Here is a 22,401-nt window from a genome sequence, read left to right as displayed (position 1 = left end):
AAAAGGAAAACCGATGATGAAAATCACTTTATCTGCCCTCACTCTTGTTCCTGCATTGCTGTTTACCACTGCCGCTTTTGCCGCACCTCAGCCGGAAAGTTGCGTGACTAAGCAACAGGAAATCCAGAAACAAATCGACGAAGCCCGGGCGCATAAAAACCAGAACCGCGTTGACGGTCTGGAGAAAGCGTTACGTGAAAATAAAGCGCACTGTACCGATGCAGGTCTGAAAGCAGAAAATCAGAAACGTGTTGAAGAGAAACGTGAAAAAGTTGCCGAACGTGAGCAAGAGTTGAAAGAGGTTCAGGCTAAAGGCGACCACGAAAAAATCATCAAGAAACAGCAAAAACTGGAAGAAGCGAAGTCTGAACTGAAAGAGGCTGAAGGCCATTAATCGCTTTTCAGACTGACAGATTTTGCCTCACGCCATAGCGGGTTTACAACGATCTTGCCTTTTGAAACAGACAATTCGCATTTGCGATAACCCGAATATCCGCTATGTTAAAAGTTCGAATCAGTTAACGTATGGAGTGACTTACACATGGCTAGTAATACATCAGAACAACTGCGCGCTGAACTCAAGTCATTGGCGGATACTCTGGAAGAAGTTCTCCAGACCTCTACCGATAAGCCGAAAGCTGAACTCGATAAACTGCGTGGTAAAGCAGAATCCCTGCTCAAAGATACCCGCGAGCGTCTGAGTGATACAGGTGACAAGATTGCCTATCAGACCAAAGAAATCGCCGGTAAAGCTGACGATTACGTGCATGAAAAACCCTGGACGGGCGTCGGTATTGGTGCCGCGGTCGGTGTTGTGATTGGCGTTCTGTTAGCCCGCCGCTGATTATGGCTGAATCGATCAAACCTTCGCCACAAGGGCCGGGTAAGGGCCTGTTTGACATCGTTTCCCGCATTGCCACCGTGGTGGTGAGCATTGTGGAAACGCGTGTCCGGCTGGCTGTGGTTGAGCTGGAAGAGGAAAAGGCCAATATTTTCCAATTACTGCTTATGGCCGGTATTACCCTGATCTTTACTGCCTTTGGTCTTATGAGTTTGCTGGTTGTTTTATTCTGGGCCATTGACCCGGCCTATCGTCTTACGGCGATAGCAACAACGACCGGCGTGTTGCTGCTTCTGGCAGTGATCCTTGGCGCGATGACACTGGCGAAAGCCAAACGATCAACACTGCTTAGCCTCACCCGTAAGCAACTGGACGTCGATCGCGCTCTGCTGGAAAAGGATGACGAGCTATGAGCATTCCGAACCGTGCTATCGAAAAAGTCAGGTTGCTGCGCAAAATTGAGCGTCAGCGCGGCGAGCTTTCTCAGGCCGGTTCTGACTGGCTGGATGCCACCGCGAAAGTGGATCACTACTGGATAAAACTGGTGGATATGCGTAAATATCTGGTCGTAGGCTCAAGCCTGCTGGCTGTTTACGGTATCCGTCATCCCAGTGCAGTGGTTCGCTGGTCCCGGCGCGCTTTCGGTATCTGGGGAACGGTACGTCTGTTTCGCAAGACCATCGGCAACAAATAGCGTGATACCCATCCTGCAAAAAGGGCTGATTGAAAACAATCAGCCCTTTTCTTTTTGAATAACAATACGGTGGCTGTTCAATTTATTTGAACCATTCAGACAGATTTACTTGCTAACATAACTTATTCATCCGACTTATTATCTCGTCATCAACTGATGCGGTAACGGCAGGAAATATTTTCCGACCGGACCGGTAACACTTTTAGCTCAATTTGGGCGCACCACTTTCGGAGTCGAAGATGAACAAGTTACACGACACAGCTTTACTGGTTGCACGTATTCTGATGCCTATTCTGTTTATTGTTGCAGGTTGGGGCAAAATTAACGGTTACACCGCGACTGCGGGTTACATGGCTTCCATGGGCGTGCCAAGCTTCTTCCTGCCACTGACTATCTTGTTAGAGTTTGGCGGCGGTCTGGCAATCTTGTTCGGCTTCTTTACCCGTACCACCGCGCTGATCACCGCCATCTTCACTATCCTGACGGCGCTGATCTTCCACACTGATTTTGCACAGGGCGTGAACCAGATGATGTTCATGAAAAACCTGTCTATCGCGGGTGGATTCTTCGTCCTGTTTGCTTCCGGCCCTGGCGCATTCAGCATCGACCGCCTGATCAAGAAAAACTGGTAATTGCCCCGGCACCAGGGAGCAGCAACCACGCTATAATTAAATAAGACAATAAGTCAGACCTGCAGGGCGATGTGATTTATCACCTCGCCCTTTTTTATTACTTATCTGTAAATCTCCCCTAAATCATTCGGGTTGCATCAAGGCGGCTCGGAGGATGAGGGGGAAGGAGGAAAAATGGGACAACTAGTGAATGGCGTTTGGCAGGACACCTGGTACGACACCAAGTCGACCGGCGGTCATTTCAAACGTTCAGCAGCGCAGTTTCGTAACTGGATAACGCGTGATGGGACGCCGGGCGAACACGGCGTTGGCGGCTTTACCGCAGAACGCGACCGTTATCATCTGTATGTTTCGCTGGCCTGCCCGTGGGCGCACCGCACCTTACTGATGCGTACGCTGAAAGGGCTGGAAGACATTATCCCGGTGTCTGTCGTGCACCCGCTGATGCTGGAACACGGCTGGACGTTCGGCACCGATTTCCCGGCTGCGACGGGCGACGATTTGTATCATCTGAATTACGCTTATGAAATCTATCTGCGCGCGCAGAACGATTACACCGGCCGCGTCACCGTGCCAATCCTGTGGGATAAAAAGCAGCAGACCATCGTCAGCAATGAATCCGCCGATATCATCCGCATGTTCAACAGCGCGTTTGATGCCGTGGGTGCCAAAGCCGGGGATTATTATCCCGAGGCGTTGCGTTCAGAGATTGATGAGATTAATGAGTGGGTGTATCCGCAAATCAATAATGGGGTGTATAAGGCGGGTTTTGCGACATCTCAGGAAGCCTACGATGAAGCGGTTGACGGTGTTTTTGCGGCACTGGAACGTGCCGAGGAATTACTGGGCAAACATCGCTATCTGACCGGCAATCAGCTGACCGAGGCGGATCTGCGTTTGTGGACCACGCTGGTGCGTTTTGATCCCGTCTACGTCACACACTTTAAATGCGATCGCTACCGCATCAGCGACTACCCGAATCTGTACGGTTTCCTGCGTGATATCTACCAGATGCCGGGGATTCGCGACACGGTGAATTTCGCGCACATCCGTAATCACTATTTCCGCAGCCACGCGACCATCAATCCTTACGGGATTATTTCCACCGGACCGGCGCAGGATTTAGACTCTGAACACGGCCGCGATAGCCGTTTTTGATTTCGTTCGGCTCCTTCCCCTTTCACACGGGGAAGGACACATTACTTCACGTCCCGCGTAGCCAGCAGCTTAGGGATTTCGCGCAGGAACCAGGCTTTTGCCTCGCCCATGCTGTCGCGGCGCCACGCCATAATAATGTCGATTTCACGGTTATATTCCGCGCTCACCACCCGCAATCGCCCTTCCTCGATATCTTTCTCGACCATCGGATAAGGCATCGTCGCCACGCCTAATCCCGCCAGCAAGGCTTTACGCTTCTCTTCGATGGTACTGACCGTCAGACGCTGCTGTTTATCCAGCAACTGAACGGTTAATACCGGGCGCTCACGGGCGGTATCCGCCACGGCAATCCCGCGGTATTTAACCCGGCTAACGTCAGACAGCGGCTCCGCTTCAAGATGGATCGGGTGATCCGGCGCGGCCACGTATATGCTGGCCAGCTTATACAGCTTGCGGCTGTTAATTTCGGTGGAAGAGCGGAAATGCATATCCGGCGCGATCACAATATCCGCCCGGCCTTGCTCGAGACGTTCCCACGCACCGGCCAGCACTTCGGTTAACAGGGACACCTGCGTATTGGCTTTCAGCGCCAGCTTTTCAATCAGCGGGAACAACTGCGCAGCGGGCGATAACGCTTCACACACGATGGTGATGTGCGTTTCCCAACCGCGGGCCAGTGCTTCGGCATCCACTGTCAGTTTATCTGCGGCTTCCAGCAATACTCGTCCACGTTCGAGCAACATCCGGCCAACATTGGTGAATTTTGTCCGATGACCTGAACGGTCAAATAACACCACATCCAGCTCTTCTTCAAGTTTCTGCATGGTGTAGCTCAATGCCGACGGGACGCGGCCCAGCTCATCGGCGGCAGCGGCGAAACTCCCCCTGCGGTCAATCGCATCCATGACCCGTAATGCTTCCAGTGTGAGTGCGCGATCCTTAGCCATTCTCTTCTCTTTCAGGAAATTTGAATATAGCGACCAGATTAACTGGCTAACAATCACACGTCCAGACGCTTACCATTTATACATCGAAATTTTTAAGAGAGGCGACCGCCATGATTACCAGCAGAACGGCAAAAGAGTGCGGTAGCGCTGACTTTGGCTGGCTCCAGGCACGGTATACATTTTCCTTCGGCCATTACTTTGATCCCAAGCTGATGGGCTACGCTTCCCTGCGCGTCCTGAATCAGGAAGTGCTGTCACCCGGCGCCAGTTTCCAGCCGCGCACGTATCCGCGCGTGGATGTGCTGAATCTGGTGTTGCAGGGTTCGGCGGAATACCGCGACAGCGAAGGCAACAGCATGCAGGTCAGCGCCGGTGAAGCAGCGTTGCTGTCGACGCAGGCGAATGTCAGTTACAGCGAACTGAACACCAGCACCACCCAGCCACTGACGCGAATGCAACTGTGGCTGGATGCCTGTCCTGAACACGAGAATCCGTTAACGCAGAAAATGGTACTGCCGGAGGCGACGCATTTCCTGCTGGCCTCACCAGACGGGGAAAAGGGCAGCCTGCAACTGCGGCAAAACGTGTGGATCCATCAACTGACACTGGCGGCGGGTGAAGCAATAACATTGCCGGTTCGCGGACCACGCGCCTATTTGCAGTCCATCCACGGGCAGATTAATGCACAGGGCGCGGTCACCCACGAATCACAAAAACTGGCCTGCGGTGACGGTGCATTTATCCATCAGGAAAACAGCCTGACCGTTTCTGCCAGCACGCCATTACGGGCGCTGCTGATTGATATGCCGGTGTAGAACGTCCACTAAATCATGCAAATTGCAGGAAGGCGGCGAACGCATGAATCCCGATGAGCTTACTGAAGTAAGCGATTCGGATGAGTAAGAGCAGCCAACGCGTCGGCAGTTTGAATGGTGACGGGGAAAAGGCGAAAGCCCGCGTAGTTAACACTACGCGGGCTTTCTGTTGACGAGGGAGTTGACCGTTAAGCCGGGTTCTGTCGTGGACAGTCATTCGTCTAGGCCAGCAATCGCTCACTGGCTCAAGCAGCCTACCCGGGTTCAGTACGGGCCGTACCATGTGAACCCCTATTTGGCCTTGCTCCGGGTGGAGTTTACCTTGCCACGAACTGTTGCCAGCCGCGCGGTGCGCTCTTACCGCACCCTTTCACCCTTACCTGATCCCGCTTGCGCGGGCCATCGGCGGTTTGCTCTCTGTTGCACTTGTCGTAAGCTCGCGCTTCCCAGGCGTTACCTGGCACCCTGCCCTATGGAGCCCGGACTTTCCTCCCCTCCTTCTGTCTCCCCCGAAAGGGACGGCAAAGAAGCGGCGACTGTCTGGTCAACTCCGCGGCGGATAATAGGGTATTACGCCCTATTTGTCACCCTCTTGCTCATCAAGCGCGTATTTATACAACGCATTCTTCTTCACACCGTGGATTTCGGCGGCCAGCGCGGCCGCTTTTTTGAGCGGCAGTTCTTTTTGCAGCAATGCCAGTGTGCGCAGGGCTTCCGCCGGTAAGGCTTCGGTATCGACCTTATGGCCTTCAACGATCAGCACCATTTCACCGCGCCGGCGCGTTTCGACTTCCTGCACCCATGCCAGCAGTTCACCCACCGGCGCACCGTGAATATTTTCCCAGGTTTTGGTCAGTTCACGCGCCAGTACGACATAACGATCTGGCCCCCAGACTTCGACCATATCCTGCAAACTGTCCAACAGGCGGTGCGTGGATTCATAGAAAATCAGCGTGCGGGGTTCTTCAATCAATGCCTGCAACGTATCTTTACGGGATTTGGTTTTGGCGGGCAGAAACCCTTCGTAACAGAAACGATCAGAGGGCAAACCGGCGGCACAAAGCGCGGTGATCGCCGCACAGGCACCGGGTAACGGTACCACGCGGATACCGGCTTCGCGGCAGCGACGCACAAGGTGATAGCCAGGATCATTGATCAGCGGCGTACCGGCATCCGAGACCAGCGCTATCGTCTGGCCTGCCTGCAATTTCGCCAGTAAATGCTCAGCTTTCTGCTGTTCATTATGATCATGCAGCGGGTACATTTTTGCCGTGATCGCGAAATGTTGCAGCAGCAATCCGGTATGGCGGGTATCTTCTGCAGCAATCAAATCTACACTGTTCAGTACGGCCAGCGCGCGTTGGGTTATATCTCCTAAATTGCCAATTGGCGTCGGTACGATATACAGCGTTGAGGCAGAAATATCTGCTTGATCGTCTTGATTCATTGTTTCATCCGGATTGCCGATTTAATATTGAGCATCTTAAAAAAACATCACTGGAAACTGAATGCCTTCCTCAATGACCTTTCGTACCCGTTCGGGACGTTTACTCCCTGCCATCATCGTGGCCATGCTTCTTGCCAGCTGTTCAGGTCAGGCGCCGCAGGCACCGACAGAAAGTGTCCAGGGTGCAGCGTCCGGCAGCTCTGACTATTATTTGCAGCAGGCGCAGCAAAGCGGTGATGATAACAAGGCTGACTGGCAATTGCTTGCAGTGCGTGCCCTGATACGCGAAGGCAAAGCGCCTCAGGCGGCGGAACAGCTGGCTAAAGTGCCGCAAAATCTGACGGCTGCCCAAACCGTCGAACAGCAACTGACCAGTGCAGAAGTGCAGGTTGCGCTGAAAAATTATCCGGCAGCAGCCACCAGTCTGAGCCAGTTGGATCCCCACGATCTGACTAACGATCAGAAAGCCCGTTATTATCAGGCGCAAATCGATGCCAGTCAGGGGCGCACCAGCCTTGGCGTGATCCGCGCCTATATCGCGCAGGAGCCGCTGGTACAAGGTCAGCCGCATCAGGACAACATTGACCGCACCTGGATGGCGCTGACGCAGATGTCCGCACAGGACGTCAACAGCATCGTGATCAATGCGGATGAAAATACGCTGCAGGGATGGCTGGATTTACTCAGCGTCTGGCAAAGCAACAAGCAGGATCCTGATTTACTGAAAGCCGGGATTAAAGACTGGCAGCGCCGTTATCCGGTGAATCCGGCAGCGAAAAGCCTGCCGACTCAGCTCAATAATGTGCTGACTTTCCAGCCTGCTTCAACCGGCAAAATTGCGCTGTTTCTGCCAATGAGCGGCCCGGCACAGGTTTACGGGAATGCCATTCAGCAGGGTTTTAATGCGGCAATGAGCGGTCAGGTCAGCCAGCCAGCGGCACAAACGGCACCGACCGATCCAAACGCACAATCTCAGACGCCGGCAGACCCGAACGCAGCCGTCAGTACATCTGCACCGGACGCCAACGCGCAAAATACCGCGTCTCAAACCGATCCTTCCCAGGCTCAGCCTGCCGCAACCCCAGCCGCTGCGCCCGTGGCCAGCAGCAACGGGCAGGTGAAAGTGTATGATACCAATGGTCAGCCTCTGGCCGCGCTTCTGACGCAGGCTCAGCAGGATGGCGCAACGCTGGTTGTCGGCCCGCTGCTGAAAGATCAGGTGAACGCACTCGCTTCTGACCAGACGCCTCTGAATGTTTTAGCGCTCAATCAGCCAGAAACTGAGAAAAACAGCCCGAATATCTGTTACTTTGCGCTCTCGCCGGAAGACGAGGCACAGGATGCTGCGCGCCACATGTGGTCTGAGCAGAAACGTATGCCGCTGTTACTGGTGCCGCGTGGCAGCTTCGGCGACCGTATCGCGCAGGCTTTTGCTAACGAATGGCAGAAACTGGGCGGGCAAACCGTACTGAAACAAGGTCTCGGTTCCGCCGGTGAATTGCGTTCTTCTATTGGCAGCGGTATCCGCCTGACCGGTACGCCGGTCACCACCAGTGATGCAGCCGCGCCAGCACAAGCGCAGGGTGTCACAATTGGTGGCATTACCATCCCGGCGCCGCCGACAGATGCACAGATTACGCAAGGCAGTACCGGTGGCGCAGTGGATTCCGTCTACGTTGTTGCGACACAAAGTGAACTGACGCTGATTAAACCGATGCTGGATCTGGCCGTGAATGGCCGCGTGCATCCTTCAGTGTACGCCAGTTCGCGCAGCTATCAGGCAGGTGCCGGTCCGGATTACCGTCTCGAAATGGAAGGCGTGCAGTTTAGCGATATTCCCTTACTGGCAGGCGGTAACCCTGCGCTGATGCAGCAGGCAGCCGCGAAGTTTGGTAACGACTATTCGCTGGTTCGTCTCTATGCGATGGGGATCGATGCCTGGAATCTGGCAAATCATTTCTCCCAGATGCGCACATTGCCTGGCTTCCAGGTTTCCGGCAGCACCGGAGAATTGAGCGCCAATAGCAACTGCGTGATCCACCGTAAATTGCCATGGCTGCAATACCGTCAGGGTTCGCTGGTGCCAGTTTCTTCTTAAGAGAAAACTGAAACAGCTCAACAGAGATCGGAATTCTCAGCCATTACAGGTACAAGGACGTACTGATGAAGTCTTTTTTGTCAAAAACGCGGGCGTGCGGTGATAAATACGAAGCATTTGCACGACGCTATCTCGAAAAAGCCGGGTTAACCTTCGTGGCGGCCAATGTGGCCTGCCGTGCCGGTGAAATTGACATGATCATGCGTGACCAGCAAACCTGGGTGTTTGTTGAAGTCCGTTACCGGCGCAACGCCAGTTTTGGTGGTGCGGCGGCCAGCGTGACGATTCAAAAACAGCAGCGCCTGTTACGCGCTGCCTCTTTCTGGCTTGCAGGAAAGAACGCAAGCTTTGACACATCATCTTGCCGTTTTGATGTTTTTGCCATCACCGGCAGCCAGATAGAATGGCTGCGTGATGCCTTCAATGCGGAATAAATATTACGACGACTGACTGGACGAAAACCCGTGCTGGATAGAATCAAAGTCTGCTTTACAGAAAGTATCCAAACTCAGATTGCGGCGGCAGAAGCCTTGCCTGACGCGATTTCCCGCGCCGCGATGACGCTGGTGCAATCGCTGCTTAACGGCAATAAAATTCTGTGCTGCGGCAATGGCACCTCTGCGGCAAATGCGCAGCATTTTTCCGCCAGTCTGATTAATCGTTTTGAAACTGAACGTCCTAGCCTTCCTGCAATCTCATTATGTGCAGATAACATTGTGCTCACTGCGATTGCCAACGATCGACTGCATGAAGAAATTTATGCTAAACAGGTCCGCGCCTTAGGTCAGGCGGGTGATGTTCTGCTGGCCATTTCTACCCGCGGCAACAGCCGTGATATTGTCAAAGCCGTTGAAGCAGCGGTAACCCGTGATATGACCATTGTCGCATTAACAGGTTATGACGGCGGCGAGCTGGCGGGTTTACTGGGGCCTCATGATGTTGAGATCCGTATTCCCTCTCATCGCAGCGCCCGCATTCAGGAAATGCATATGCTCACAGTTAACTGTCTCTGTGACCTGATAGATAACACGCTGTTCCCACACCAGGACGATTAAGGAGATCCCATGAAGGCGAGTCCTCTCTTTGCTGTATTGTTAAGCGCCCTTCTGTTACAAGGCTGTGTCGCCGCTGCGGTAGTTGGTGCGGCTGGCGTCGCAACAAAAACAACGACTGACCCACGTACGGTCGGCACTCAGGTTGATGACAGCACGCTGGAAGCCCGTGTCTCTAATGCGGTGAGTAAAGATAAACAACTGAAAGACGAAGCCCGCATCGTGGCGACTGCGTATCAGGGTAAAGTCCTGTTAACCGGTCAGGCGCCGACGGCGGATATGGCTTCTCGCGCAAAACAAATTGCGATGGGTGTTGAAGGCGCAACGGAAGTGTACAACGAAATCCGTACCGGTAAGCCGGTCAGCATGGGCACAGCGTCAATGGATACGTGGATCACCACCAAAGTCCGTTCTCAGTTGCTGACCAGTGATTCGGTTAAATCATCTAACGTCAAAGTCACCACCGAAAACGGCGAAGTGTTCCTGCTGGGTCTGGTGACGCAGGAAGAAGGTAAGTCAGCGGCTGGGATAGCGGCTGGCGTGAGCGGCGTTAAACACGTCACCACGGCCTTTACTTACGTTAAATAGCTACGTGAAATAATTCAGTACGTTATAACCAAAAAGGACAGCTCAGGCTGTCCTTTTTTTTACTGTAAACATCATCCGCTCTAATGCAGTTTATGCTCTTGCAGGAAAGACTCACCACCGAGCTGGCTCATCTGACGCAGGATCCATTGCTGACGGCGTATGACATACGCAGAAGGCGCATTCACCTTAAACAGATGCGGATTCGGCAACACTGCGGCCAGTAACGCGGCCTGAGACGCAGTCAGGCGGCTGGCCGGTTTATGGAAGAAATGCTGCGCAGCCTGCTCGACGCCAAAGACGCCATCACCAAACTCCGCGATATTCAGGTACACCGTCAGAATGCGACGTTTTGTCCATACGGTTTCAATACCCACGGTCAGCCCAGCCTCAAGCCCTTTACGCACCCAACTGCGCCCATCCCACAGAAACAGGTTTTTAGCGGTTTGCTGGGATAATGTCGAAGCACCACGCATTTTTCCGCCGTCTTTATCCAGCACCGACTGAATAGCATCGACATCAAATCCCCAATGAGTCGGGAATTTCTGATCTTCCGCCGCCATCACCGCGAGCGCCATTGGTGAGGAAATCTCACTCATTGGCACCCAGTCCGAATGTGCAACATAACCAAAATCACCGGTCAGCCACGCGGAAATCTGGCGCTCCACCATCACGGCAGAAAAAGGCACGGGTAAAAAAGAAAAAAGAAGAATGCCCGCTACCCATAAGCAGAGTAACAGTATCACTGCGCGTTTTAGCCATAACAGCGGCGTACGCAACAGGCCTTTTCGAGTAATTTTATTCATTTGGCGCTTTCCACAACACATCCGACCATCTAATCAATCTCAATAATAACCTGCAAGATCAGGCTAGCGAAATGCTGCACAATATTGCTAACAATTGAGCAATAACAATGAAACTTTTGCTTACATTCAGAACGAAAAATTCCGATTAAACCACTACCATCAAGGAGTTCCGTCAAACAGTCAGGAACTCTTGCTTTTTTCACTGCGACTGATTTTTAAGCAAAAAAGTAAAATTTTTGTAAACTAATCAACAAAAGATACGTAAGATTAATTTATGATTCCGATCAGTGAAAGTGAATAAATTCTCATCAATTATTCCGTAATGCGTTAACGCACTAAGTCAAATACAACACCTGTGATACCTATAAAATCAGCAGGGTGTGCACCTTTTTATCAGATAAAAAACGCATAAACCTAAGTGAAATTTTTTCATTTAAAATAAATTTCAGATCTCTTTTGGCTCCGGAGAGATCATTTCGCTGAAATTCACACTTAAACCATATATTACAACAAGTTGGCATAAATTTTTCAATTTATAGAACCGGTTTCATAGACGGGCATGTCGCAAATTCACCTGCAAAACCGCCTGCTATTGTTCACTTCCATAAGCAAAATTGCATGTCGCCAATACAACATCAACATGCTTCATTTGTATTCTGTCAAAAATCCTGCGATAAAGACTTGATGTTTTGTATAGACAAAGACTAATCTACATCACAGTTTTTAATGAATGTTGTAACAGTTCTGCTTATATTTGTTATGTTGATTGCTACAGGATGTATTAGACTTTAAACCTGAATTCCAAGACCTGCGAAAACCGAACCCTAAAAACTATCGTGGGTTACCTCTTTCCCTGGTGTTGGCGCAGTATTCGCGCACCCCGGCCTCGGCCGGGGTTATTTTTTTTCAGCGTTTGCCGTCCAGTCACGTAATACTTTGATGTCATTGCGCCATTCGGCCTTCAGCTCATCAATCCATTCCTGAACGTTATCCCACCAGGCTGGCAATGTCGGCGTCTGAATTTGTTGTGCCAGTTGCTGTAAATGTTTCAGGCCAACAGAACCCGCCGCGCCTTTGATTTTGTGGCCTTCCTCGGCAATCCCTTTTTGATCGCGTGCCGTCATGTTGGAATCAAGCACAGCCAGATAGCCCGGCATCATTTTTTCAAACATATCCGCACTCTGATAAATCAGTTTCGCCCCAACCAGGTCGATGTACTGCTCAAGCATGGCGGTATCAAGCAACGATTCGCTGTCTTTCATCACTACGGGCTCCTTTTCCACTACGGAAACGTCAGGCTGATGATCCCAGAACTGCTGAATCATCGCGGTCAGCGCGGAAACAGACAGCGGCTTGCTCAGCACGTCATCCATTCCCGCATCGAGATACTCTTTTTTGTCTTTCAGCACGTTTGCTGTCAGGGCAATCAGTGGCGGCAGACGTTGTCCGGCGTAATCGGTGCGCAGCTTGCGGGCAATATCCAGCCCTGTCATGTCAGGCAACTGGATATCCAGCAGTACCAGATCGAATTCGTCAGGATCGAACATCTCCAGCGCATCATGGCCATTCATCGCCACTTCCACGCTGTTACCTAACTTCTCCAGCACTGAACGCGCCACAATGACGTTCAGCTCAATGTCTTCGACCAGCAGCACGTGCAGCGCCGGTAAGGGCATGTCTTCTTCGTCACTGGCCAGGTCAGCCGGTGAATCCAGCGTTGGTGCGCGTACGACGAGCGTAAAGCAGGAACCCTGACCCGGCACGCTGCTGACGGTGATATCGCCGCCCATTGCCTGTGCCAGACGTTTTGAGACCGCCAGCCCAATCCCTGTGCCGGTCGCCGGTTTACCGCCGTTCTGATCTTTCACCTGATAATACATGGCAAAGATTTTGTCCTGCTCATCCTGCGGGATCCCCAGACCGGAATCGCGCACGACAAATCGCAGCATATCGTTCGGTTCATAATGCACGCTCAGCACAATCTCACCTTCGCGGGTGAATTTGACGGCGTTGCCGATCAGATTCCACAGAATCTGGCGCAGACGCGTGCCGTCCGTCGTAATACTGCGCGGCAACGGCAGGTCAGGCTCCATGATAAATTTCAGCCCTTTCGGCTGGGCCAGCAGTCCGGAGAGATTTTCCAGATCGGAGAGGAATTCGGTGAAATCAACCGGCTGGTTATCAAGCTGCACTTTGCGGCGCTCAATTTTGTCCATTTCAATAATATCGTTGAAGATATTGCCGAGGGTGATCGCGCTGACATGAATGGTTTTCAGGTAGCTGTGCTGTTCTTTGTCCAGCTCGGTGTCGAGCAAAATGCGGCTCAGCCCGACGATGCCGTTAAGCGGCGTACGCAGCTCGTGGCTGATCGTTGAGATAAAAGTGGTCTTCTCACGGCTGGCGTTCTCTAACGCGTCCTGATAGCGCTTACGCTCGGTAATATCGCGTCCGAAGCCCATCAGCCCGTGTCGCTTACCGATACGGTCATAAAACGGCACTTTACGCAATTCGAAGCAGGCTTTGCGCCCGTCCGGATAGACCAGCCATTGTTCGTAGGTCAGGGAAACGTTGTGACGGAAAACCTTCTCGTCGGTTTCGACCACTTTCTCGGCGATATCCGGAGTATAAACGTCGTTGGGAGTCAGGCCGATCAGTTGCTTTTCACTTTTGCCGGTCAGCAGTTCCATCGCCCGGTTACAGCCGGAGAATTCTTTGTCTTCGTTGCGGTAATACACCAGGTCCGGCGAGGCATCGAGGAAAGAGCGTAATAATGCAGATTGCTGGCTCAGTTCGATCTGCGCCTGTTCGCGGTGCTGCATTTCGAGTTTCAGCTTATCGACCACTGCCAGACGCGCTTCTTCCGCTTTCACACGGTCGGCGATTTCCTGATTCAGTTGGGTGATGTTGTCTTTGAGTTGCTGATTCAGTTCGAGGTCGCGGTGGCGCATTTCTTCCAGTTTATCGACCAGACGCGCTAAACGCTGACGCGACTCTTCAAGTTGTTCAACCACCACCGACAGGAAGTAAACCGCCCAGGGCGTGATCAGCAAACCAAAGAAGATGGAACGAACGACGTCGATACTCTCAACCTGCCCGCGCAGGAGCATCGTGACCGCCATCTGGACAATCATTGCCAGTACCACCAGCGCAGACGCCAGCAGCAGTGAGAATCTCACCAGCCCCAGCTTGACCATCAGATCGACATAATACTGCGCTAAAACCCGGATTTGCTTCATAACGTTTCCCTTAAAACGAAGTCGTCTGAATCATACCGCAAAACCTCACCGGCGTGATGGCAGGGGATAAATTGAGCGTGAAGTTTGTGAGATGCACCTTGCAGGGGCTTGTCATGGTGCAATGCAGGAAATAAGGGCAGAGTTATTGACTATTATCTGCGGTGATATTATTAATATCGGCCGGCTTTATCAGGCTGCACGCGTTGCCAACTGCCGTCCAGCTAACATTTTTTCCTTTTATCCTCCGAATATTTTCTCTCCCGGTGCGTTTCGCACAGGCATAACTATTCATTATTACTGCAAATAAAGTCATTCGTGGCAGTATGAATAATTCTTATTACAAACACCGGACTAACACATTATTACTGTCAGGTTAAAAACAGTGACAAACCGCATGGGTACAGTATTTTCCAGTATAAAATACTGGTAATTACGCCCCTGCCAGCACGGTGCGGAGATCTTACGCTTTCCCCATAGTGAGTCAGCTCACACTTTACGTGCATGCCCCCATCGGAAATATGCCAGCAAAAACCCCATAAAACATATATATTTCAAATAATTAAATCTCTTTATATCACTTTTAATATAACTTAAATCGCCATTTGACCTGTCTGTGCTTTCTCGCTAAGTTGGGAGTCCGCTGGAAGCAATCTCGACGGGTGAGCAACTCGTCATATTTATGCAGTAATTGAAGACTCCCTCATTAAAACAAGTCAACCACCACTTGTGAGAACCATCACGAGAGGCCTTTGACGGAGATGTCCGGGCAATCAACGCACCGCAAGAGTGCGCGAAATTGCGGACAAACCTCTGTGTATAAGCCCGCTCGCGATTGGTGTGAGAGTCTCGCAGAGCCTGGGGAGGTTCACGTAATGTTGTACGATAAATCCCAAGAGAGGGACAACTGTGGTTTCGGCCTGATCGCCCATATAGAAGGCGAACCTAGCCATAAGGTCGTGCGTACTGCGATCCACGCGCTGGCCCGTATGCAACACCGTGGCGCGATCCTTGCTGACGGCAAGACCGGCGACGGCTGTGGCCTTCATTTACAGAAACCTGACCGCTTCTTCCGCATGATTGCTGAAGAACGTGGCTGGCGTCTGGCGAAAAACTATGCCGTTGGCATGCTGTTCCTCAGCAAAGATGAAAAAGAAGCTGAGGCAAGCCGCCGCATTGTTGAAGAAGAGTTGCAAAACGAGACGCTGTCCGTGGTGGGCTGGCGTGACGTTCCGACCAATCCGGACGTACTCGGTGAAATCGCGCTTTCCTCCCTGCCCCGCATCGAACAAATTTTTGTCAACGCGCCTGCCGGCTGGCGTCCGCGTGACATGGAACGCCGCCTTTATATGGCGCGCCGCCGTATTGAGAAACGCATTCAGGATAAAGACTTCTATGTGTGCAGTTTCTCCAACGTGGTCACGATCTATAAAGGCCTGTGTATGCCTGCGGATCTGCCACGCTTCTATTTAGACCTGGCCGACCTGCGTCTGGAATCGGCCATCTGCCTGTTCCACCAGCGTTTCTCGACTAACACCGTCCCGCGCTGGCAACTGGCTCAGCCTTTCCGCTATCTGGCGCACAACGGCGAAATCAACACCATCACCGGTAACCGCCAGTGGGCGCGTGCCCGTGCGTATAAATTCAAAACGCCGCTGATCCCCGATCTGCAAGACGCCTCACCGTTCGTGAATGAAACCGGTTCGGACTCCAGCTCGCTGGACAACATGCTGGAACTGTTCCTGGCAGGCGGGATGGATTTACTGCGCGCCATGCGTTTGCTGGTGCCGCCAGCCTGGCAGCAAAACCCGGATATGGACGACGATCTGCGCGCATTCTTCGACTTTAACTCCATGCACATGGAGCCGTGGGATGGCCCGGCCGGTATCGTGATGTCAGATGGCCGTTATGCCGCCTGTAACCTTGACCGTAACGGTCTGCGTCCTGCGCGCTATGTCATCACCAAAGATAAGCTGATCACCTGTGCGTCCGAAGTTGGCATCTGGGATTATCAGCCGGACGAAGTGGTCGAAAAAGGCCGCGTCGGACCGGGCGAGCTGATGGTGATCGACACCCGCAGCGGCAAAATCCACCATTCTGCAGAAACTGACAACGATCTGAAGGGCCGCCATCCTTATAAGCAATGGATGGAGAAAAACGTTCAGCGTCTGGTGCCGTTCGAAGACTTGCCGGAAGATCAGGTGGGCAGCCGTGAGCTGGAAGACACCTTACTGGAAACTTTCCAGAAGCAATTCGGCTACAGCAGCGAAGAACTCGATCAGATCATCCGCGTACTGGGTGAAAACGGTCAGGAAGCCGTCGGCTCCATGGGTGACGACACGCCATTTGCCGTGCTCTCCAGCCGTCCGCGTATCGTGTATGACTACTTCCGCCAGCAATTTGCGCAGGTCACTAACCCGCCAATCGATCCGCTGCGCGAAGCCCACGTGATGTCTCTGGCGACCAGCATCGGCCGCGAGATGAACGTGTTCTGCGAAGCCGAAGGTCAGGCTCACCGTCTGAGCTTCAAATCGCCAATCCTGCTGTGGTCTGACTTTAAACAGCTGACCACACTCGACAGCAAACACTATCGCGCGGAAACGCTGGATATTACGTACGATCCGACCGAACAAAATATGGAGCAGTTCGTCCAGAAACTCTGTGACGAAGGCGAACAGAAAGTGCGTAACGGCGCGGTTCTGCTGGTGCTGTCTGACCGCAATATCGCCCCGAACCGCCTGCCGCTGCCTGCACCCATGGCCGTCGGTGCGTTGCAGTTGCGTCTGGTTGAAAAAAGCCTGCGATGCGATGCCAACATCATTGTTGAAACCGCCAGCGCCCGTGACCCGCACCATTTCGCCGTGCTGATTGGCTTCGGTGCCACTGCGGTTTACCCGTATCTGGCCTACGAAACCCTGGCAAAACTGGTCGACTCCCAGGTCATCGAGAAGAAATACCGTGAAGTGATGCTGAACTACCGTAACGGCATCAACAAAGGCCTGTACAAGATCATGTCCAAAATGGGCATATCAACCGTCGCCTCTTACCGTTGCTCGAAACTGTTTGAAGCAGTCGGTCTGGCGAAGGATCTGTGCAACACCTGCTTTAACGGCGTCGTCAGCCGTATCGGCGGTGCCGGTTACAGCGACTTCGAACAGGACTTACTGAACCTGTCCAAGCGCGCGTGGCTGAAACGCAAAACGCTGGATCAGGGCGGCCTGCTGAAATTTGTCCACGGTGGCGAATACCATTCCTATAACCCGGACGTGGTCACTACCCTGCAAGCCGCTGTCAACAGCGGTGATTACGACGATTATAAGAAATACGCCAAACTGGTAAACGAGCGTCCGGTGGCCACACTGCGTGACTTGCTGAAAGTCACGCCAAAAGGCCAGCCGATCCCTGTTGATCAGGTTGAACCGGCGGAAGGTTTATTTACCCGTTTCGATACCGCAGCGATGTCTATCGGCGCACTGAGCCCGGAAGCGCATGAATCTCTGGCCGAAGCGATGAACAGCATCGGCGGACGTTCTAACTCCGGCGAAGGTGGCGAAGACCCGGCGCGTTACGGCACCAATAAAGTGTCCCGTATCAAACAGGTGGCTTCAGGTCGTTTCGGTGTAACCCCGGCGTATCTGGTCAATGCTGACGTTATCCAGATCAAAGTGGCGCAGGGTGCAAAACCAGGCGAAGGCGGCCAGTTACCGGGTGACAAAGTGACGCCGTACATCGCGAAACTGCGCTATTCCGTACCGGGCGTGACCCTGATTTCTCCACCGCCGCACCACGATATTTATTCCATTGAAGATCTGGCGCAGCTGATTTTCGACCTGAAACAGGTCAACCCGAAAGCGATGATTTCGGTGAAACTGGTGTCTGAACCGGGCGTCGGCACTATCGCCGTTGGCGTGGCAAAAGCTTACGCGGATCTCATCACTATCGCTGGCTACGATGGCGGCACCGGCGCAAGCCCGCTGTCTTCGGTGAAGTATGCCGGTTGTCCGTGGGAACTGGGCCTGGTAGAAACACAACAGGCACTGGTGGCCAACGGCCTGCGTCATAAGATCCGTCTGCAGGTTGATGGCGGCCTGAAAACCGGCCTCGACATCATCAAGGCAGCGATTCTTGGTGCAGAAAGCTTCGGTTTTGGTACCGGCCCGATGGTGGCGCTGGGTTGTAAATACCTGCGTATTTGCCACCTGAACAACTGTGCAACGGGCGTGGCAACTCAGGATGAAAAACTGCGTCGCAACCATTATCACGGACTGCCGGAACGTGTAGTGAACTACTTCAGGTTCATCACGCAGGAAACCCGTGAAATCATGGCCGAGTTGGGTGTCAGCCAGCTGGTAGATCTGATTGGTCGTACCGATCTGCTGACTGAGCTGGACGGTTTCACCGCCAAGCAAAACAATCTCGACCTTTCTGCGATACTGGCAACGGCCACGCCGCATGAAGGCAAAGCGGTGTACTGCACCGAAAGCAACCCGGCGTTCGACAAGGGTCAGCTGAATAAAGACATCCTGGAACAGGCCGCGCCGCATATCGATTCAAAACAGAGCAAAGCGTTCTACTTTGATATCCGCAACACTGACCGTTCCGTTGGCGCTATGTTGTCCGGTGCGATTGCAGAGAAACATGGCGATCAGGGCATGGCGGCTGATCCGGTGCGTATTAACTTCAACGGCACCGCAGGCCAGAGCTTCGGCGTCTGGAACGCAGGCGGCGTAGATTTAATGCTGACCGGCGACGCGAACGACTATGTGGGCAAAGGTATGGCGGGTGGCCGCATTGCCATTCGTCCGCCAATTGGTTCTGCGTTCCGCAGTCACGAAGCCAGCATCATCGGTAACACCTGTTTATATGGCGCAACCGGCGGCAAAATGTTTGCTGCAGGCCGCGCGGGTGAGCGTTTCGCGGTACGTAACTCCGGTGCCATCACCGTGGTGGAAGGCATCGGCGATAACGGTTGTGAATATATGACCGGCGGCATTGTTTGTGTGCTGGGCCGTACCGGCGTCAACTTCGGCGCAGGCATGACCGGTGGTTTCGCTTATGTTCTTGATGAAGATGGCGAATTCCGCAAACGTGTTAACCCGGAACTGGTTGAAGTCCTGGAAGTAGCCGATCTGGCTATCCATGAAGAGCATCTGCGCGGTTTGATCATCGAACACGTACAGCTGACCGCATCGACCCGTGGTGAAGAGATTTTGGCGAACTGGCCGGAATGGGCGCCTAAATTTGCCCTGGTAAAACCGAAGTCCAGTGATGTCAAAGCATTGTTGGGTCACCGTAGTCGTTCCGCAGCTGAGCTGCGGGTACAAGCGCAGTAAGAGGTTAAGATGAGTCAAAACGTTTATCAATTTGTCGACCTGCAGCGTGTTGATCCGCCTAAGAAAGCGCTGAAGATCCGCAAAATTGAGTTTGTGGAAATTTACGAGCCGTTCTCAGCAACGCAGGCCGCATCACAGGCTGACCGCTGCCTGTCCTGCGGTAACCCTTACTGCGAATGGAAATGCCCGGTTCACAACTACATTCCGAACTGGCTGAAGCTGGCGAACGAAGGTCGCATCATGGAAGCAGCCGACCTCGCGCATCAGACTAACAGCCTGCCGGAAGTCTGCGGGCGCGTTTGTCCGCAGGACAGACTGTGCGAAGGCTCCTGTACCCTGAACGATGAGTTCGGTGCAGTGACCATCGGTAACATCGAACGCTACATCAACGATAAAGCGATCGAGATGGGCTGGCGTCCGGATATGTCTCACGTGCAGCCAACCGGCAAACGCGTGGCGATCATCGGCGCAGGCCCGGCAGGTCTGGCTTGTGCAGACGTCCTGACCCGTAACGGTGTGAAAGCGGTGGTTTACGATCGCCATCCGGAAATCGGCGGCCTGCTGACTTTCGGTATTCCGGCCTTCAAGCTGGAAAAATCAGTGATGACCAAGCGTCGCGAAATCTTCACTGAGATGGGTATCGAATTCCAGCTCAATACCGAAGTCGGCAAAGATATCACTATTGATGCGCTGCTGGCGGAATACGATTCTGTATTCCTCGGCGTTGGCACCTATCAGTCCATGCGCGGTGGCCTGGCGAACGAAGATGCGCCGGGCGTGTACGATGCCCTGCCGTTCCTCATCGCTAACACCAAGCAGCTGATGGGCTACGATGACAGCCAGGAAGAACCTTACGTGACGATGGATAAGAAACGCGTCGTGGTGCTGGGCGGTGGTGATACCGCAATGGACTGCGTGCGTACCTCGATTCGTCAGGGCGCAACGCATGTAACCTGTGCGTACCGTCGTGATGAAGAGAACATGCCGGGCTCGCGTCGTGAAGTGAAGAATGCGCGTGAAGAAGGTGTGGATTTCAAATTCAACCTGCAACCGCTGAGCATCGAGCTGAATGATTCAGGCCGCGTATGCGGCGTGCGTATGGCGCGTACCGAACTGGGCGCTCCGGATGCCCATGGCCGCCGTCGTGCAGAAATCGTCGCCGGTTCCGAACATGTGATGGAAGCTGATGCCGTGGTGATGGCATTTGGTTTCCGCCCTCACAAAATGGAATGGCTGGCAGCCCATGACGTTGAGCTGGACTCTCAGGGACGCATCGTTGCCCCTGAAGGCAGCGACAACGCCTTCCAGACCAGCAATCCGAAAATCTTCGCGGGTGGCGATGCAGTTCGCGGTTCTGATCTGGTGGTGACAGCGATTGCTGAAGGCCGCAAGGCCGCAGAAGGCATCATGAACTTCCTCGAAGTCTGATCCGGCGGGGCATCAAAACGGGGCTGCCAGCGATGGCAGCCCCGTTGTTTTTTTAATCGTATGCAATCTGCACTGGCGAAAAGAGGCGGCGGCGTATTTAAGGCAATAAAAAACCCCACGTAACAACGAAGGGTTTAAGCATGAAGCCGGATTGAGCGGGTTGTTATTTCACAACACGCAATGCCGGGCGACCACCGCGAGGCGGTGTCGGCGGCTCATCATCCGGATCTTCTTCAGCCACATCCGGCAAATCACCATCAATGACTGACATGGTCGGTTCTGTCGGCTCATCAGCGCTCAGGTCACCGTCAAAGGCACCTTCGGCTTCATAAGCAGGTTCAGGTTCGAACATGGTACCGGCACCGTTTTCACGGGCATAAATTGCCAGAACAGCAGCAATCGGTACAAACACGTTACGCGGTACGCCACCAAAACGGGCGTTAAAGCGTACGTCATCATTACCCAGTTCGAGATTGCCGACAGCACGCGGCGCAACGTTCAGAACAATTTGTCCGTCACGCGCAAACTCCATCGGCACCATCACGCCAGGCATCGTCACGTCAACCACCAGATGCGGGGTTAACTGGTTGTCCAGCAACCAGTCATAAAAAGCCCGCAGCAGATAGGGGCGACGCGGAGACATGTCGGTCATCTCCATACCTTAACCTCGGGTATGCAAACGCATTTCGCGCTCTGCTTCGGTCAGGGAAGCCAGGAAAGCATCACGTTCGAAGACGCGGGTCATGTAGCCTTTCAGCTCTTTCGAACCGGTACCTGACAATTCAATGCCCAGCTCTGGCAAACGCCACAACAGCGGAGCCAGGTAGCAATCGACCAGACTGAACTCTTCGCTTTTGAAATAAGGCATGTACGAGAAGATTGGCGCAATCGCCAGCAGCTCTTCACGCAGTTGCTTACGTGCAGCGTCCGCTTCAGTCGCAGAACCTTGCTCGATTTGACGCATCAGCGAATACCAGTCATTTTCGATGCGGTGCATCATCAGACGGCTCTCACCACGGGCAACCGGATAAACCGGCATCAGCGGCGGATGCGGGAAGCGCTCATCAAGATATTCCATGATGATGCGGGATTCAAACAGGGTCAGCTCACGATCAACCAGTGTCGGTACAGTGCGGTAAGGGTTGAGGTCAATAAGATCCTGCGGCAGGTGATCCATCTCAACCTGCTCGATCTCGACACTGACACCTTTCTCCGCCAGTACGATACGTACCTGATGGCTAAAAATGTCGGTCGGGCCGGAAAACAGCGTCATTACCGAACGTTTGTTGGCAGCGACAGCCATGAAAACCTCCAAGTTTATCTAGAATATTA

At 53.1% G+C, this 22,401-nt stretch carries 19 protein-coding genes and 1 other RNA gene; 13 read left to right on the top strand and 7 right to left on the bottom strand.

Annotation, left to right across the window (positions count from 1 at the left end; all coding sequences use genetic code 11):
* Positions 1–16 precede the first annotated feature (16 nt).
* The 6 genes from ABIC79_RS08130 (at position 17) to ABIC79_RS08105 (ending at position 3,325) form a co-directional block, all read left to right on the top strand.
* Entirely contained in the window at positions 17–394 is a 378-nt protein-coding gene (locus ABIC79_RS08130; RefSeq protein WP_015690507.1) for a DUF1090 domain-containing protein, read from the top strand.
* Between the two features lie 147 nt (positions 395–541).
* A complete protein-coding gene (locus ABIC79_RS08125; RefSeq protein WP_013577208.1) occupies positions 542–844 on the top strand; it encodes an ElaB/YgaM/YqjD family protein in 303 nt (100 codons plus the stop codon).
* 2 nt (positions 845–846) lie between these two features.
* Positions 847–1,254, top strand: coding sequence for a phage holin family protein (locus ABIC79_RS08120; protein ID WP_013577209.1), 408 nt, complete (start codon positions 847–849; stop codon positions 1,252–1,254).
* Complete coding sequence (locus tag ABIC79_RS08115; RefSeq protein WP_015690508.1) at positions 1,251–1,535, top strand: YqjK-like family protein; 285 nt, start codon at positions 1,251–1,253, stop codon at positions 1,533–1,535. The genes ABIC79_RS08120 and ABIC79_RS08115 overlap by 4 nt, the downstream gene beginning before the upstream one ends.
* 239 nt (positions 1,536–1,774) lie before the next feature.
* On the top strand, positions 1,775–2,167 hold the full coding sequence (locus ABIC79_RS08110; RefSeq protein WP_013577211.1) for a DoxX family protein: 393 nt from the start codon (positions 1,775–1,777) through the stop codon (positions 2,165–2,167).
* Between the two features lie 174 nt (positions 2,168–2,341).
* The gene (locus ABIC79_RS08105; RefSeq protein ID WP_013577212.1) at positions 2,342–3,325 is read left to right on the top strand and encodes a glutathione S-transferase family protein; all 984 of its coding nucleotides are present in this window, start codon (positions 2,342–2,344) and stop codon (positions 3,323–3,325) included.
* Between the two features lie 41 nt (positions 3,326–3,366).
* Here the strand turns inward: ABIC79_RS08105 and ABIC79_RS08100 are convergent, their stop codons facing one another.
* Entirely contained in the window at positions 3,367–4,272 is a 906-nt protein-coding gene (locus tag ABIC79_RS08100) for a LysR family transcriptional regulator (protein ID WP_013577213.1), read from the bottom strand.
* A gap of 110 nt (positions 4,273–4,382) precedes the next feature.
* Between ABIC79_RS08100 and ABIC79_RS08095 the strand changes: the two genes are divergently transcribed.
* On the top strand, positions 4,383–5,087 hold the full coding sequence (locus ABIC79_RS08095) for a pirin family protein (RefSeq protein WP_166860884.1): 705 nt from the start codon (positions 4,383–4,385) through the stop codon (positions 5,085–5,087).
* A gap of 173 nt (positions 5,088–5,260) precedes the next feature.
* Here the strand turns inward: ABIC79_RS08095 and rnpB are convergent.
* Both rnpB and rsmI read right to left on the bottom strand, forming a co-directional pair.
* Positions 5,261–5,639, bottom strand: an RNA gene (rnpB, locus tag ABIC79_RS08090) — RNase P RNA component class A.
* Positions 5,640–5,664: 25 nt separating this feature from the next.
* Positions 5,665–6,534: a 16S rRNA (cytidine(1402)-2'-O)-methyltransferase gene (gene rsmI, locus ABIC79_RS08085; protein ID WP_013577227.1), complete on the bottom strand. Its 870-nt coding sequence runs from the start codon at positions 6,532–6,534 to the stop codon at positions 5,665–5,667.
* Between the two features lie 61 nt (positions 6,535–6,595).
* Here rsmI and ABIC79_RS08080 point away from each other — a divergent pair, with 61 nt between their 5' ends.
* The 4 genes from ABIC79_RS08080 (at position 6,596) to dolP (ending at position 10,272) form a co-directional block, all read left to right on the top strand.
* Positions 6,596–8,632 (top strand): penicillin-binding protein activator, encoded by a 2,037-nt coding sequence (locus ABIC79_RS08080; protein ID WP_354566774.1) that lies wholly within the window; start codon positions 6,596–6,598, stop codon positions 8,630–8,632.
* 65 nt (positions 8,633–8,697) lie between these two features.
* A complete protein-coding gene (locus tag ABIC79_RS08075) occupies positions 8,698–9,066 on the top strand; it encodes a YraN family protein (RefSeq protein WP_013577229.1) in 369 nt (122 codons plus the stop codon).
* Positions 9,067–9,096: 30 nt separating this feature from the next.
* Complete coding sequence (gene diaA / locus ABIC79_RS08070; protein WP_013577230.1) at positions 9,097–9,687, top strand: DnaA initiator-associating protein DiaA; 591 nt, start codon at positions 9,097–9,099, stop codon at positions 9,685–9,687.
* A gap of 9 nt (positions 9,688–9,696) precedes the next feature.
* A complete protein-coding gene (dolP, locus tag ABIC79_RS08065; protein WP_013577231.1) occupies positions 9,697–10,272 on the top strand; it encodes a division/outer membrane stress-associated lipid-binding lipoprotein in 576 nt (191 codons plus the stop codon).
* A gap of 80 nt (positions 10,273–10,352) precedes the next feature.
* Here dolP and mtgA read toward each other — a convergent pair whose 3' ends face one another.
* Both mtgA and arcB read right to left on the bottom strand, forming a co-directional pair.
* The gene (mtgA, locus tag ABIC79_RS08060) at positions 10,353–11,075 is read right to left on the bottom strand and encodes a monofunctional biosynthetic peptidoglycan transglycosylase (protein WP_013577232.1); all 723 of its coding nucleotides are present in this window, start codon (positions 11,073–11,075) and stop codon (positions 10,353–10,355) included.
* An 896-nt stretch (positions 11,076–11,971) separates the two neighbouring features.
* Positions 11,972–14,311, bottom strand: coding sequence for an aerobic respiration two-component sensor histidine kinase ArcB (gene arcB / locus ABIC79_RS08055; RefSeq protein WP_112198094.1), 2,340 nt, complete (start codon positions 14,309–14,311; stop codon positions 11,972–11,974).
* A gap of 872 nt (positions 14,312–15,183) precedes the next feature.
* On the opposite strand from arcB, the gene gltB reads away from it, so the two are divergent.
* Together gltB and ABIC79_RS08045 are read left to right on the top strand one after the other, a co-directional pair.
* Positions 15,184–19,641, top strand: coding sequence for a glutamate synthase large subunit (gene gltB, locus ABIC79_RS08050; protein WP_112151045.1), 4,458 nt, complete (start codon positions 15,184–15,186; stop codon positions 19,639–19,641).
* A gap of 9 nt (positions 19,642–19,650) precedes the next feature.
* Positions 19,651–21,069 carry a glutamate synthase small subunit gene (locus ABIC79_RS08045; protein ID WP_013577235.1) on the top strand — a complete coding sequence of 473 codons (1,419 nt, stop codon included), beginning with the start codon at positions 19,651–19,653 and terminating at the stop codon, positions 21,067–21,069.
* Positions 21,070–21,232: 163 nt separating this feature from the next.
* Here the strand turns inward: ABIC79_RS08045 and sspB are convergent, their stop codons facing one another.
* Entirely contained in the window at positions 21,233–21,727 is a 495-nt protein-coding gene (gene sspB / locus ABIC79_RS08040) for a ClpXP protease specificity-enhancing factor (RefSeq protein WP_013577236.1), read from the bottom strand.
* 3 nt (positions 21,728–21,730) lie between these two features.
* Positions 21,731–22,372, bottom strand: a complete 642-nt coding sequence (gene sspA, locus ABIC79_RS08035) for a stringent starvation protein SspA (RefSeq protein ID WP_013577237.1) — start codon at positions 22,370–22,372, stop codon at positions 21,731–21,733.
* Positions 22,373–22,401: the final 29 nt, after the last annotated feature.

This window comes from Rahnella sp. 2050, assembly GCF_040544515.1.
Taxonomy (GTDB): Bacteria; Pseudomonadota; Gammaproteobacteria; order Enterobacterales; family Enterobacteriaceae; genus Rahnella; species Rahnella aceris.
The sequence above is the reverse complement of the archived record's forward strand: the minus strand, read 5'-3'. Positions and strand labels throughout refer to the sequence as shown.

Excerpts from the sequence above, each read along its gene's own strand:
- ABIC79_RS08130 (WP_015690507.1), top strand. The coding sequence starts at position 17 with ATGAAAATCACTTTATCTGCCCTCACTCTTGTTCCTGCATTGCTGTTT.
- ABIC79_RS08125 (WP_013577208.1), top strand. The coding sequence starts at position 542 with ATGGCTAGTAATACATCAGAACAACTGCGCGCTGAACTCAAGTCATTG.
- ABIC79_RS08120 (WP_013577209.1), top strand. The coding sequence starts at position 847 with ATGGCTGAATCGATCAAACCTTCGCCACAAGGGCCGGGTAAGGGCCTG.
- ABIC79_RS08115 (WP_015690508.1), top strand. The coding sequence starts at position 1,251 with ATGAGCATTCCGAACCGTGCTATCGAAAAAGTCAGGTTGCTGCGCAAA.
- ABIC79_RS08110 (WP_013577211.1), top strand. The coding sequence starts at position 1,775 with ATGAACAAGTTACACGACACAGCTTTACTGGTTGCACGTATTCTGATG.
- ABIC79_RS08105 (WP_013577212.1), top strand. The coding sequence starts at position 2,342 with ATGGGACAACTAGTGAATGGCGTTTGGCAGGACACCTGGTACGACACC.
- ABIC79_RS08100 (WP_013577213.1), bottom strand. The coding sequence starts at position 4,272 with ATGGCTAAGGATCGCGCACTCACACTGGAAGCATTACGGGTCATGGAT.
- ABIC79_RS08095 (WP_166860884.1), top strand. The coding sequence starts at position 4,383 with ATGATTACCAGCAGAACGGCAAAAGAGTGCGGTAGCGCTGACTTTGGC.
- rsmI (WP_013577227.1), bottom strand. The coding sequence starts at position 6,534 with ATGAATCAAGACGATCAAGCAGATATTTCTGCCTCAACGCTGTATATC.
- ABIC79_RS08080 (WP_354566774.1), top strand. The coding sequence starts at position 6,596 with ATGCCTTCCTCAATGACCTTTCGTACCCGTTCGGGACGTTTACTCCCT.
- ABIC79_RS08075 (WP_013577229.1), top strand. The coding sequence starts at position 8,698 with ATGAAGTCTTTTTTGTCAAAAACGCGGGCGTGCGGTGATAAATACGAA.
- dolP (WP_013577231.1), top strand. The coding sequence starts at position 9,697 with ATGAAGGCGAGTCCTCTCTTTGCTGTATTGTTAAGCGCCCTTCTGTTA.
- mtgA (WP_013577232.1), bottom strand. The coding sequence starts at position 11,075 with ATGAATAAAATTACTCGAAAAGGCCTGTTGCGTACGCCGCTGTTATGG.
- arcB (WP_112198094.1), bottom strand. The coding sequence starts at position 14,311 with ATGAAGCAAATCCGGGTTTTAGCGCAGTATTATGTCGATCTGATGGTC.
- gltB (WP_112151045.1), top strand. The coding sequence starts at position 15,184 with ATGTTGTACGATAAATCCCAAGAGAGGGACAACTGTGGTTTCGGCCTG.
- ABIC79_RS08045 (WP_013577235.1), top strand. The coding sequence starts at position 19,651 with ATGAGTCAAAACGTTTATCAATTTGTCGACCTGCAGCGTGTTGATCCG.
- sspB (WP_013577236.1), bottom strand. The coding sequence starts at position 21,727 with ATGGAGATGACCGACATGTCTCCGCGTCGCCCCTATCTGCTGCGGGCT.
- sspA (WP_013577237.1), bottom strand. The coding sequence starts at position 22,372 with ATGGCTGTCGCTGCCAACAAACGTTCGGTAATGACGCTGTTTTCCGGC.